This is a genomic window from Mycobacterium sp. (genome assembly GCF_025933915.1).
In the GTDB taxonomy this organism is placed as follows: domain Bacteria; phylum Actinomycetota; class Actinomycetes; order Mycobacteriales; family Mycobacteriaceae; genus Mycobacterium.
The window spans coordinates 1-12,374 of record NZ_JAICZA010000140.1 but is presented as its reverse complement, the minus strand read 5'-3'; the positions used below and the strand labels follow the sequence as shown (position 1 = coordinate 12,374).

The following is a 12,374-nucleotide window of genomic DNA, read 5'->3' as shown; positions in this document are numbered from 1 at the left end:
GCGCGCCCGCGCGCGGCTTCGAGCCCCCGCGTCGCGACGGCGATCGCGTGTGGCCACGAGGCCGGTTGCAGCGAGCCGTCGGCATCGCGGACCAGCGGATTGGTGAGCACGTCGGGCTGGGTGGCGTAATTGAACGCCCAGCGGCCCTTATCGCAGTTCCACTCCTCGTTGACTTCCGGATCGTCGCCGGCCAGCCGGCGCATCACCTTGCCGCGGCGGTGGTCGGTGCGCTGCGCGCACCCGGAGGCGCAGTGTTCACAGACGCTCGGGCTGGAGACCAAATCGAAGGGGCGCGCCCGGAACCGGTAGGCGGTACCGGTCAGCGCGCCCACCGGGCAGATTTGCACCGTGTTGCCCGAAAAGTAGGAGTTGAACGGTTCGTTGCCATAGATTCCGATCTGCTGCTGCGCACCGCGCTCCAGCACGTCGATGAAGTTGTCGCCGGCTATCTGATCCGAGAACCGGGTGCAGCGCACGCACGAGATGCACCGCTCTCGATCCAGCAACACCTGCGACGAGATGTTGATCGGCTTGGCGAAATGCCGCTTGTCGTCGTGGAATCGGCTCTCGGGCCGGCCATTGGACATGGCCTGGTTCTGCAGCGGGCACTCGCCGCCCTTGTCGCACATCGGGCAGTCCAGCGGATGGTTGATCAAGAGCAGTTCCATCACCATGTGCTGCGCCTTGTCGGCAACCTCCGACGTCAGCTGGGTGCGCACCACCATGTCGTCGGTGGCCACCACGGTGCACGACGTCATCGGCTTGCGTTGGCCTTCGACCTCGACCAGGCACTGTCGGCACGCGCCCACCGGATCCAACAACGGGTGTTCGCAGAACCGCGGGATCTGAATGCCCATCAATTCGGCGGCCCGGATCACCAGAGTTCCCTTGGGAACGCTGATCTCGACGTCATCGATGGTCAGCGTCACCATGTCCGGAGGACGCACCTCGTCGTCGGTCTCGGTTTTGGCCGAACTAGTCATGAGCGCGTCAAGCCTTTCCATTCGCGGTCAGCATCGAGTCGCGGGGATCGAACGGGCAGCCACCGCCCTCGACGTGGGCGATGTACTCGTCCCGGAAGTACCGGATCGACGACTGCACGGGCATCGCCGCACCATCGCCCAACGCGCAGAACGACTTCCCGAACAGGACGTCGGCGATGTCGAGCAGAGTGTCCAGATCCTCCTGAGTGCCCCGGCCGGTTTCCAGCCGCTCGTAGATCGGGACGAGCCAGTAGGTGCCCTCCCGGCACGGTGTGCATTTGCCACACGACTCGTGTTTGTAGAACTCCGACCAGCGCCGGGCCGCGCGCACCACGCACGTCGTCTCGTCGAAAATCTGCAGCGCCTTGGTGCCCAGCATGGAACCGGCCCCACCCACGCCCTCGTAGTCCAGCGGCACGTCGAGGTGCTCCTCGGTGAGGATCGGTGTCGACGATCCGCCCGGTGTCCAGAACTTGAGCCGATGCCCGGCCCGCACCCCGCCGGCGTATTCGAGCAACTCCCGCAACGTGATTCCCAGCGGGGCCTCGTACTGGCCCGGCCGTGCGACGTGGCCGGATAGCGAATACAGCGTGAAGCCGGGCGACTTCTCGCTACCCATCGACCGGAACCAGTCGGGGCCGCGCAGCACGATCGGCGGCACGCTGGCGATCGATTCGACGTTGTTGATCACGGTGGGGCAGCCGTACAGTCCGGCTACCGCGGGGAACGGCGGGCGCAGCCGTGGCTGGCCGCGGCGGCCTTCCAGCGAATCCAGCAGGGCGGTTTCCTCGCCGCAGATGTAGGCGCCGGCGCCGGCGTGCACCACCAGATCCAGATCGAAGCCGGAGCCGTTGATGTCGCGGCCCAGGTAGCCGGCGGCGTAGGCCTCGGCCACCGCGTTGTGCAGGCGGCGCAGCACCGGCAGCACCTCGCCGCGCACATAGATGAACGCAAGGTGGGCGCGGATCGCGTACGCGGCGATGATGATGCCCTCGACGAGGGTGTGCGGTGTCGCCAGCATCAGCGGAATGTCTTTGCACGTACCAGGTTCCGACTCGTCGGCGTTGACCACCAGGTAGTGCGGTTTGGCGGCCGCGCCGGTGTCGCCCTGCGGGATGAACGACCACTTGGTGCCGGTGGAGAAGCCGGCGCCACCGCGCCCGCGCAGCCCGGAATCCTTCACCATCCCGATCACCGCGTCGGGCTCCATCGCCAGCGCCTTTTTCATCGCCCGATAGCCGTCGTGGCGGTGGTAGGTCTGCAGGGTCCAGGATTCCGGATCGTCCCAGAAGCGGCTGAGCACCGGTGTCAGCGGCGTGGCCTGCGAGGCGGATGCCCCCGGTGTCCCGGAAGTGGTTGTCATTGCGAGCCTTCCGGCGCGCCGGGCGCCTCCATGCCGTGTTCCTTAGCGACCTTCAGACCGGCCAGCGTGGCGGCGCCGGCGCCACCTTGCCCCTGGTCGGGGCGCTCGTCGGGCATGCCGGCCAGAATGCGCGACGTCTCCCTGAAGGCGCACAGCGGCGCACCGCGGGTGGGCGGCCGGGGCTCACCGGAACGCAGCGAGTCGACGAGTTCGCGTGCCGAGTCCGGCGTCTGGTTGTCGAAGAACTCCCAGTTCACCATCACCACCGGTGCGTAGTCGCAGGCGGCGTTGCATTCGATGTGTTGCAGGGTGACCGATCCGTCGGCGGTCGTCTCGTCGTTGCCGATGTCCAAATGTTCTTGCAGGGCGTCGAAGATGGCGTCGCCACCCATGACGGCACACAACGTGTTGGTGCAGACGCCCACCAGGTAATCGCCGGTGGGGCCGCGGCGATACATCGTGTAGAAGCTCGCCACCGCCGACACCTCGGCCCCGGTGAGCCCCAGCTGCTCACCGCAGAACTCCAAGCCCGCCGGTGTCAGGTAGGAATCCTGCGCTTGCACCAGGTGCAGCAACGACAACAGCGCCGAGCGCTTGTCGGGGTAGCGGCCCACGATCTCCCTGGCGTCGGCCTCCAGCCGGGTCTGGACCTCGGGCGGATACGACGTGGGCGCGCCCTCGACGACGAACGCGCTCGGCTCGTCGGGCGGCGGACCGAGCTGGATGAATACCGGCTGTCCCTGCGGGCCGGTCACCGGTCCACCCCGCCCATGACCGGGTCGATGCTGGCGACCGAGGTGATCAGGTCGGCGACCATCCCGCCTTCGCACATCGCCGCGACCGACTGCAGGTTGGTGAATGACGGGTCTCGGAAATGCACCCGGTAGGGCCGGGTGCCGCCGTCGCTGACCATGTGCACGCCGAGCTCCCCGCGCGGCGACTCGACCGCCATGTACACCTGGCCGGGCGGAACCCTGATGCCCTCGGTGACCAGTTTGAAGTGGTGGATCAGGGCCTCCATCGAGCTGCCCATGATCTTGGCGATGTGCTCCGGCGAGTTGCCAAGGCCGTCGGGGCCCACCTTCAAGTCGGCCGGCCAGGCGATCTTGCCGTCCTCAACCATGATCGGGCCAGGCTTCAACTTGTCCAGACACTGCTCGACGATCTTGATCGACTCCCACATCTCGTTGATGCGAATCATGTAGCGCCCGTAAGCATCACACGTGTCTTCGGTGATTACGTCGAATTCGTAGTTTTCGTATCCGCAGTACGGTTCGCTCTTGCGGAGATCGTGGGGCAAGCCGGTGGCGCGCAGTATCGGCCCGGTGATGCCCAGCGCCATGCACCCGGTCAGATCCAGGTAGCCGACGTTTTGGGTGCGGGCCTTCCAGATGGCGTTCTCGTCGAGCAGACCGCTCATTTCGCGCAGGACTTCGCGCAGCGGCTCGAGGGCCGCCGCGACCTCGGTCTCCGCGTTGGGCGGTAAGTCCTGCGCCACGCCGCCGGGCCGGATGTAGTTACTGTTCATCCGCAAACCGCTGATCAATTCGAATAGGTTCAGGACGATCTCGCGGCCCCGGAAACCGACGAACATCGGCGTCATGGCGCCCAGCTCCATGCCGCCGGTGGCCAGGGCGACCAGATGCGACGAGATCCGGTTGAGCTCCATCATCATCACCCGGATGACGTCGACCCGTTCCGGAATCTGATCGGTGATGCCGAGCAGCTTCTCCACGCCCAGGCAGTAGGCGGTCTCGTTGAAAAACGGTGCGAGGTAATCCATCCGGGTCACAAACGTGACGCCTTGGGTCCAGTAACGGTATTCGAGGTTCTTTTCGATGCCGGTGTGCAGATATCCGATTCCGCAGCGGGCGTCGGTGACCGTCTCGCCCTCGATCTCCAGGATCAGCCGCAGCACGCCGTGCGTGGACGGGTGCTGGGGCCCCATGTTGACGACGATGCGCTCGCCGGGATCGGCACCGCGGGCGGCTTCGACGACCTTGTCCCAGTCCTGGCCGCCGGCGACCACGAGTGTCTCGCCGGCGCCGTCGTGCGTCGATTCAGTGGTGGTGCTCATCAGTTGTACGCTCTCCGCTCGTCGGGCGGGGGTATCTGTGCGCCTTTGTATTCCACGGGGATCCCGCCGAGGGGGTAATCCTTGCGCTGCGGATGTCCGTGCCAGTCGTCGGGCATTTCGATGCGGGTCAGCGACGGGTGCCCGTCGAAGATGATGCCGAAGAAGTCGTAGGTCTCACGCTCGTGCCAGTCGGTGGTCGGATAGATGCCAAACAGCGACGGGATGTGCGGATCACCGTCGGGCGCAGCCACTTCCAGCCGGACGCGGCGGTTGTGCGTGATCGACTGCAACGGATAAACGGCGTGCAGTTCGCGGCCCGCCTCGTTCGGGTAGTGCACCCCGCTGACGCCCAGGCACATTTCGAAGCGCAGTGGCGGTTCGTCGCGCAGACGCTGGGCGACCTGCGGCAGCGCCTCACGGCGGACATACAGGGTGAGTTCGTCGCGGTCCACGACCACTTTTTCTATCGCGTCCATGAAATCGACACCGCCCTTTTTCAGGGCCTCGGCCAGGCCGTCGACCAGCTCGTCGAAATACCCACCGTAGGGCCGCGGGCTACTGCCCGGAAGCACGACTTCGCGCACCAGCCGCCCGTAACCGGACGTGTCGCCCGTGCCCTCGACGCCGAACATGCCGCGGCGCACGTCGATGACTTCGTCGTCGGCGCGCCCGATTGCTTCTCTCGGGTCCTGGTCTGGTGAGCTCATCGCAGCAATCCGCGCATCTCGATCGTGGGCCGGGCCGACAGCGCCGCTTGTTCGGTTTCGGCGATGGCTTCTTCCCGGTTGACGCCCAGCGGCATCTCCTGAATCTTCTCGTGCAGCTTCAGGATTGCGTGCAGCAGCATCTCCGGCCGCGGCGGGCATCCGGGCAGATAGATGTCCACCGGAACCACGTGATCCACACCCTGAACGATCGCGTAGTTGTTGAACATCCCGCCGGAGGACGCGCACACGCCCATGGCCAACACCCATTTCGGCTCGGCCATCTGGTCGTAGATCTGCCGCAGCACCGGCGCCATCTTCTGGCTGACCCGCCCGGCGACGATCATCAGATCGGCCTGCCGAGGGGTGGCCGAGAAGCGCTCCATGCCAAACCGCGCGATGTCGAATCTTGGCCCAGCGGTTGCCATCATCTCGATGGCGCAGCAGGCCAACCCGAACGTCGCGGGCCACAGCGAGTTCTTGCGGACGTAGCCCGCAACCTTCTCGACCGTGGACAGCAGAATCCCGCCAGGCAGCTGTTCCTCAACACCCACGTCTTACCTCAATCCCACGTCAGGCCGCCGCGGCGCCACACATACGCGTAGGCCACGAAAACCGTGAGCATGAACACCACCATTTCGACCAGAGCAAACATGCCCAGCGCGTCATAGCTGACCGCCCACGGATACAGGAACACGATTTCGATGTCGAAGACGATAAAGAGCATTGCGGTCAGGTAGTACTTCACCGGAAACCGCTGCCCCGCCGTCGCATGCGGGCCGCTCACCGATGTCTCGGTGGGTTCGATCCCACACTCGTAGGCCGCCATCTTCGACTTGTTGAAACGTGATGGGCCGGCCAGGCTCGCGATCGCCACCGAGCCCACGGCAAAGGCGGTGGCGATCACACCTAGCACCAGGATGGGTATGTAGACGTTCAATTCGCTCCATGATCCGTCGTACGAGCCGCCTGCAGCGGCCAGGCGGTAACGGGGCTGCTGTGACGAACTGGGTCTGTAGCCCGTCACAGTGATCTTCAACATAGCGTCGCGGCATGCGGTGCGCTTGCCCGGGGTGGGCGTTTTGCAGCACGGCGACGCCGGAAGTGGTCAGAACCGCTGCAAGCGGTGGCCGGGAGGCAAAAGCCGCTCGCGAAGATGCGGCTTCGAGTGGGTCAGCGAACCGGAGTCCGCAGCAGACCAAGAACCGTGCGGCCCAGCGCGATGGGATCGATGGGATGCGGCACCGCGCCCTCGGCGCGCGACCAGGACGCCAACCACGCGTCGTCGGGACGCCCGGTGAGCACCACCAGTGGCGGGCAGGTCTCGAGTTCGTCCTTGAGCTGTTTCGCGATTCCCATGCCGCCGGTCGGGGTGGCCTCACCGTCCAGGATGGCCAAGTCGATGCCGCCCTCGTCCATCGTCTGCACCACCATCGGGCCGGTCGCCACCTCGACGTAGCTCAACTCGGGCAAATCGGGGTGCAATTGTTTGCCCAGCGCCCGCATCACCCGTTCGCGGGTTTGGACGTTGCTGCTGTAGACGAGGATCCGCAGGGCGACGCTGGACTGGGGGATGGAGTCGGACACGATGCAGATGCTACTGCTGTTGCTACGAGTTCATCGGGGTGCCCGCGGAATCTCGTCGTGATTCCCGCGCAAAGATAGCTTCCGCCGCCGCGGTCACCGTCGAGCTGATCATGCCGAGCCGGTTCCAACCCAGGTCGAAACGGGCTCGATCGAACGTGGATTCGCCGGTGATCCGGATCGAGCCGTCGTCGAGCTCGGAGATCGTGACGGGCAGCGGCAGTTCTGCGGTGACGCCCTTGATGGTGACGTTGGCCCGAACGTCGGCGCCCTTGCCCTTCGTCGGCTGCAGCGCGGTGACGACCACGCTGATCTCCGGAAAGCGGTCGACGTCGAAGAAGTCGTCCGAACGCAGGTGTTTGTCGCGCCGGCCGATCCCGGTGTCCAGCGAAGCGGCCCGGATGTCGACGCGCCCGAAAACCGCTCCCTTGCCGGTCAGTCGGCCATCGCCGGTGAAGTCGGTGAAGCGGCCCTTGACGTTCACCAGGCCCCACATGTTGCGGACCCTGAACGTGATGGCCGAGCGATCCGGAACCAGGTCCCACACGCCGGCCATGTCGGGATCGTGAAGCAGTGTCTCCAAAGTCGTCATCGTCACCCCATGTATCGTGGCGAATCTAGCCTCAATCCATCAACGGCGCGATCCCGGCGGGGTCGAAATATTCGTCGATGCGCTCGATCAGACCGTGGCTGTCCACCCTGATCACGATGCAGACCCTTAGTGAGATCGATTGCCCGGCATGACCGGTGGCGTGCAAGACGTGCTGCTGGACGAAGCCTTGAGCCGACCCGTCGTCGAAGAACTGACGGTCGAGAATTTCATAGCGACGCTGGGTGGTCGCGCCGATGAACCATTCGATGACCCGCATCGCACGAGCCTTGTCGTCGTCGCGGCGCGAGCCGACGCGCCACACGGCGATGCCGTCGCTCCACATGGCGTCGACCGCCGCGACATCGCTCCGCTCGATCGCCGTGAACAGGCGGTTGGCCGCGTCGAGGACCGTCTGGACGCTGGAAGCGGGCATGGCACTTGGCTCCTCTGTGATCGCCGGGCTATTCGTTGTCGTACCCGGGGTGGGCGACGGCCAACCGGCGTCGTACCAGGGTTCGCAGGCAGGCGGTGACGTCAGCCGCCCGTCCGTCCATCTCACCGGCTCGGATCGCGGCCGCAAGCTGTTGCTCGTCGGCGACGCCCAAGCCGGCCAGTGCGGCACGCGATTCGGCTTCGCCCTCATCGAGCAGTTCGCGCTCGACGATGCGTAGCGCATTAGCGGCCACCCTGGCGTGGAAGTTGACCTGACCGTCGGTCGCCGCCCGCACATCGGTCTCCAGGAATTCGGCCACCGCGGCCACGAGCTCGGCTGCCAGCGGGCGGCCGTACGCGCCGCTCACCGCGCCGCCTCGAGCAGGTTGAGCAGGTCCCACTCGGTCTCGCAGACGCGCCGCCCGATCGTGGCCAGCTCGACCGAGCGGTTCTGCCCGCTCAGGTGCCGCTCCGCCTGGAATCGGCAGATGACACCCCAGCGCAGTGTGGCCAGCACCAGCCACCAGTGAAACGCCACCCGGTTGACGGTAGTCGCGCTGGCCTGTTCGTAGGCCCGCAGGAAGCTCTCGATGCTGCCGAGGCCGCCGGCGCCGAGGCTGGCCGGGGCGCCGAATCGCCACGCCCGGATGCAGAACCACGCCAGGTCTTCGTAGGCCTGGCCGACGTGCACCATCTCCCAGTCCAGAACCGCGGCCAGGTCGGATCCGTCGACGATGAGGTTGCCCATCCGAAAGTCGCCGTGCACCAACACCGCCGGCGACGGCTCGGGCCGGTGGGCGGCCAGCCAGCGAAACCCCCACTCGAATGCGGCGGTGGTATCGCCCATGTCGTCGAGGCGCCGGCGCCATTCGACGAGTTGATCCTCGTGGGTCAGGCCCGCAACGTCCGGGTCGGCGCGGTGAATGGCCGCGATCGCCTGGGCGCACTGCTCTAGCAACCGGGTGCGGCTCGCGCGCTGGTCGGCGCCGTCGAGCTGACGTTGGATGCGCCGCACGATGGTCTCGCCCTTGATCTCATCGCAGATCAGGAACGGATTACCCAGTGCGGCAGGCGAATCGTCGGCGATCAGGACGTGGGGGACCGGTGCGCCGGCGGCCGCTGCGGCGGCCTGCGTCCGGGCCTCGAGTTCCATGCCGGCATGCACGTCGTCGGGTGGGCCGGTGCGCAAGATCAGCGAGCGGCGCTGCCCGCCGGTGACGGCGTCGAACGCCCAGGTGGTTCTGCTCGCGCCGCCGGTCAGCGCGCGCAGCTTCTCGACGGCCGTGTCGGCGCCGATGGCCGCCGTGAGCACCGTGCCCAGTTTGGCGGTGAGTTCGGTCGTCAGCTCATCGGTTTGCATCAGTGCTTGCCGAATTTGAACAGCCGCTGCGCCACCCGGCGAATCTGAATCTCTTCGGCACCCTCGGTGATCCGGTAACGACGGTGGTGGCGGTAGATGTGCTCGAACGGCTCGTGCCGGCTGTAGCCGAGGCCGCCGAAGATCTGCATGGCGCGGTCAGCGGCGTCGCAGACCAGCCGATTGGCGCGGTAGTTCGCCATCGACACCTTGTCGGAGACCTCCATGTGGTGATCGCGGTCCAAATGCCAGGCGGCGTAGGCGACCAGCAGCCGCACCATCTGCGCCTCGGTCGCCAACTCGGCGAGCGGCCACTGCACAGCCTGGTTGACCGACAGGGGCTTGCCGAAGACCGTGCGGCCGCCGGCGTATTCGGCGGCACGGTCGATGCAGTACTGTGCGGCGCCCAGGCTGCTGGCGGCCTGCCGAATCCTGTTCTCGTGCAAGAAGGTTTGTGCCACCTCCAGCCCGCGATCCACTTCGCCGAGCACCGCATCGGCGGGCACCCGGACGTCGGTCAGCTCGACCTCGCCGTGGTCGGTGGGCATGTTGAACGTCCACCAGTAGTAGGGAACGTTGAATCCGGGTGTATCGGTCGGCACCAGGAACGCGGTGATGCCCACCGCACCCCCGGGCTCACCGGAGGTCCGCGCGAAGACCAGATCGTGGGTTGCGCGGTGCACACCGGTGTTGAACCGCTTGGCGCCGTTGATCACCCAGCTGTCACCGTCGCGTTCGGCGCGTGTTTCCAGCCAGGTGGCATCCGAACCGTGCTTCGGCTCGGTCAGCCCGAACGCCATCGAACGCTCCCCGGTGATCAACGCTTCCGACCACGCCCGGCGTTGCTCATCGGTGCCGAAGCGCTCCATCATGATCACCTGTGGGAAGTTCCCCACGATCGACGACTCGTTCTGCAGGTCGTTATGTAGGCCGAGGCCCTTGTGCGCCAGGTGCTCCCGAATGACGGCCATGTCGACGTTGGTGCCGTCGCGGCCACCCAGTGAGGCCGGCAATCCGTAGCGCAGCCAGCCCGCCTTGTCGGCGCGCCTGCGCATCTCGGCGAGCAGGTCCTCCCACTCGCGGGTCGGGATGCCGTCGTTGTCCCAATCGGTGCGCGAGTGCTCGCGACGCTGGTCGAAATACTGCATGTTCTCGCGTTCCAGCGGTTTGATCTCCGCTTCGATGAACTCGTCCATCTCGGCGAGCACACCCGGAAGGTGCTCGGGCAGGGTGAAATCCACGTTTCCTCCTAAGAATTCGTCAGGCCGCCGTACAAGGTTTTCTTCCAGACCGTCGACAACGTCGCGATGGCGTCCTCGTCGCTGATGTCCACGCCCAGCCCCGTAGGGCCGGATGGCCCGACAAACACGGTGGTGAAGTTCTCGAACAGCAACGCGATGGCCGCCGCGGTGTGCTGGGCGTGTAGCTCCGCACCGTAACCCTGCTGCTGGGCGCGGCGCACCGAGGCCGCCACGAGATCCATGCCGAAGCGGCGGAATTCGTTCTGCACGGCGGCGAAGCGCTGCTGGGTGGCGGCCAGCTGGGCCACGGCGATCATGATGCCGATGTTCTGCTTGAACATGTTCCAGTAGCCGGTGACGACCGAGGTGAAGAAGGCGTCGTCGTCGGGGGAATCCGGCAGCCGCACGCTCAAACCCGACGGCGTCACCACCTCGTGCAGGAATGATTCCGCAAGCGCGGCCAGCAGGTCTTCCTTGTCGGCGAAGTACCGGTAGAACACCGCCGGCGATTTCCCCGCGGCCGACGTGATGTCGGCCAACGTGGTGCCGTGAAAGCCCCGTTCGGCGAACAGCTTACGGGCCGCCTGCTCGATGGCCTGCCTGGTCTGGCGGCCTTTGGCGGTCAGCTCGCGGGTTGCCTCCGGGGCGGACATCAGTTCCGCATCCGGTCGCCGGCGCGCAACAGGGCGCTCGGCAGATCGTGGCCCACCAACGACTTCGCCACGCCCGCCGCGCCGATGGCGGCCTGCAGGTCGACGTCGACGTCGATACCGCTGTCGCGCAGCAGGTATACCAGATCCTCGGTGGCGATGTTGCCCGTGGCGCCCGGCGCGAACGGGCACCCGCCCAGCCCGCCGACCGAGGCGTCCAGCCGGGTCACCCCGGAGCTGACCGCCGCGTATGCGCTGGCCAGCCCGGAGCCGCGGGTGTTGTGGAAATGACCGCCCAGCGGCATGTCCCCGATCACCGGACGCAGTTGTGCGATCAGCGAACTCACGCGGCCCGGGGTGGTTGTGCCGATCGTGTCGGCGATCGACAGGCGGTCGGCGCCGCGGTCGCGCGCGGCCGCGGCGATGTCGAGGACCCGCTGCGGCGGGGTGGGGCCTTCGAAGGGTGAATCCCATGCGGTGGCGATGACGACTTCGACGGTGACGTTGCTGTGGTGGGCGATGGTGACGATCTCGTCGATCGCCTCGGTGGCCTCGGCGCTGGTGCGCCCGACGTTGGCCTGGCTGAACGTGTCGTCGGCGGCCACCACGTACTCGATGGACCGCAGCCCCGCGGCGACGGCCCGCTTGGCCCCGTTGGGACTGGCGACCAGAGCGGAGAATTCGATGTCGGGGTAGTCCTGCAGATGGGCGGCGAGCTCGGCGGCGTCGGCCATCGACGGCACCTTGGTGGGGGAGACGAACGCGGTGGCCTCCACCTCGCGGACCCCGGTGGCCGCCACCGCCGCCAGCAGTTCCAGCTTGGCCGACAACGGGATCGGCGACTCGATCTGCAGGCCGTCGCGCAGCGCCACCTCACGGATTACTACGTGCGTCATAGCACCGCTCCTCCTCATCGCTGCCGCTCTGCATCGTCGCCGGTGCGTGTCATAGCACCTCCTCGGCCCGCAGCTTCTCGAGCTCCTCGGCGGTCTTGCCCAGCAGCCCGCCGTAGACGTCGTCGTTGTGCTGACCCGGGCGCGCGGGACCGGCGTTGCGCAGGCGGCCCGGCGATTCCGAAAGCACCGGCACGATGCCGGGCCCGAGCACATTGCGCTGCAGCCGTTCGTCGAAGTGCTCGACCAACATGTCGCGGGCCCGCAGCTGCGGGTCGTTGACGACCTCGGCGACCGTGTTGATCGGCCCGGCGATCACCCCTGCAGCGGACAGGGTTTCGATGATCTCACCGGGCTGGCGTTCGGCGGCCCAGCAGCCGATGATGTTGTCGAGTTCGTCCTGGTTGCGGCCGCGTGCGACGTGCGTGGCGAACCGGTCGTCGGTGGCCAGCTCCGGGCGCCCCATCGCCTTACACAGCCGGGCGAACACCGTGTCCT

The 12,374-nt window shown here is 66.7% G+C and carries 16 protein-coding genes; all 16 read right to left on the bottom strand.

Annotation, left to right across the window (positions count from 1 at the left end):
* On the bottom strand, nt 1-983 hold a 983-nt coding region (locus Q0W90_RS19035; protein ID WP_297775839.1), incomplete at its 3' end, for a 2Fe-2S iron-sulfur cluster-binding protein.
* A 7-nt stretch (nt 984-990) separates the two neighbouring features.
* Nucleotides 991-2,346: an NADH-quinone oxidoreductase subunit NuoF gene (gene nuoF / locus Q0W90_RS19030; protein WP_297598285.1), complete on the bottom strand. Its 1,356-nt coding sequence runs from the start codon at nt 2,344-2,346 to the stop codon at nt 991-993.
* Entirely contained in the window at nt 2,343-3,101 is a 759-nt protein-coding gene (nuoE, locus tag Q0W90_RS19025; protein WP_297598287.1) for an NADH-quinone oxidoreductase subunit NuoE, read from the bottom strand. The genes nuoF and nuoE overlap by 4 nt, the downstream gene beginning before the upstream one ends.
* Nucleotides 3,098-4,423 (bottom strand): NADH dehydrogenase (quinone) subunit D, encoded by a 1,326-nt coding sequence (nuoD, locus tag Q0W90_RS19020; RefSeq protein WP_297598290.1) that lies wholly within the window; start codon nt 4,421-4,423, stop codon nt 3,098-3,100. The genes nuoE and nuoD overlap by 4 nt, the downstream gene beginning before the upstream one ends.
* Entirely contained in the window at nt 4,423-5,130 is a 708-nt protein-coding gene (locus tag Q0W90_RS19015) for an NADH-quinone oxidoreductase subunit C (protein WP_297598292.1), read from the bottom strand. Before Q0W90_RS19015 ends, nuoD begins: the two co-directional genes overlap by 1 nt.
* On the bottom strand, nt 5,127-5,681 hold the full coding sequence (locus Q0W90_RS19010) for an NADH-quinone oxidoreductase subunit B family protein (RefSeq protein WP_297598294.1): 555 nt from the start codon (nt 5,679-5,681) through the stop codon (nt 5,127-5,129). The genes Q0W90_RS19015 and Q0W90_RS19010 overlap by 4 nt, the downstream gene beginning before the upstream one ends.
* An 8-nt stretch (nt 5,682-5,689) precedes the next feature.
* Nucleotides 5,690-6,067, bottom strand: a complete 378-nt coding sequence (locus Q0W90_RS19005) for an NADH-quinone oxidoreductase subunit A (RefSeq protein WP_297598300.1) — start codon at nt 6,065-6,067, stop codon at nt 5,690-5,692.
* A gap of 233 nt (nt 6,068-6,300) precedes the next feature.
* A complete protein-coding gene (locus Q0W90_RS19000) occupies nt 6,301-6,702 on the bottom strand; it encodes a hypothetical protein (RefSeq protein ID WP_297598324.1) in 402 nt (133 codons plus the stop codon).
* 34 nt (nt 6,703-6,736) lie between these two features.
* Nucleotides 6,737-7,303, bottom strand: coding sequence for a YceI family protein (locus Q0W90_RS18995; protein WP_297775841.1), 567 nt, complete (start codon nt 7,301-7,303; stop codon nt 6,737-6,739).
* Between the two features lie 31 nt (nt 7,304-7,334).
* A complete protein-coding gene (locus Q0W90_RS18990) occupies nt 7,335-7,736 on the bottom strand; it encodes a nuclear transport factor 2 family protein (protein WP_297699536.1) in 402 nt (133 codons plus the stop codon).
* A 28-nt stretch (nt 7,737-7,764) separates the two neighbouring features.
* Complete coding sequence (locus tag Q0W90_RS18985; protein ID WP_297598307.1) at nt 7,765-8,103, bottom strand: DUF6285 domain-containing protein; 339 nt, start codon at nt 8,101-8,103, stop codon at nt 7,765-7,767.
* The gene (locus tag Q0W90_RS18980) at nt 8,100-9,095 is read right to left on the bottom strand and encodes a phosphotransferase family protein (RefSeq protein ID WP_297598309.1); all 996 of its coding nucleotides are present in this window, start codon (nt 9,093-9,095) and stop codon (nt 8,100-8,102) included. Before Q0W90_RS18980 ends, Q0W90_RS18985 begins: the two co-directional genes overlap by 4 nt.
* Nucleotides 9,095-10,333: an acyl-CoA dehydrogenase family protein gene (locus Q0W90_RS18975; protein WP_297775833.1), complete on the bottom strand. Its 1,239-nt coding sequence runs from the start codon at nt 10,331-10,333 to the stop codon at nt 9,095-9,097. The genes Q0W90_RS18980 and Q0W90_RS18975 overlap by 1 nt, the downstream gene beginning before the upstream one ends.
* Nucleotides 10,334-10,341: 8 nt before the next feature.
* On the bottom strand, nt 10,342-10,986 hold the full coding sequence (locus tag Q0W90_RS18970; RefSeq protein ID WP_297598316.1) for a TetR/AcrR family transcriptional regulator: 645 nt from the start codon (nt 10,984-10,986) through the stop codon (nt 10,342-10,344).
* A complete protein-coding gene (locus tag Q0W90_RS18965; protein ID WP_297775829.1) occupies nt 10,986-11,879 on the bottom strand; it encodes a hydroxymethylglutaryl-CoA lyase in 894 nt (297 codons plus the stop codon). The genes Q0W90_RS18970 and Q0W90_RS18965 overlap by 1 nt, the downstream gene beginning before the upstream one ends.
* 49 nt (nt 11,880-11,928) lie before the next feature.
* Nucleotides 11,929-12,374, bottom strand: a 446-nt coding sequence (locus Q0W90_RS18960) for a CoA transferase (RefSeq protein ID WP_297775827.1), incomplete at its 5' end; no start/stop codon positions are given.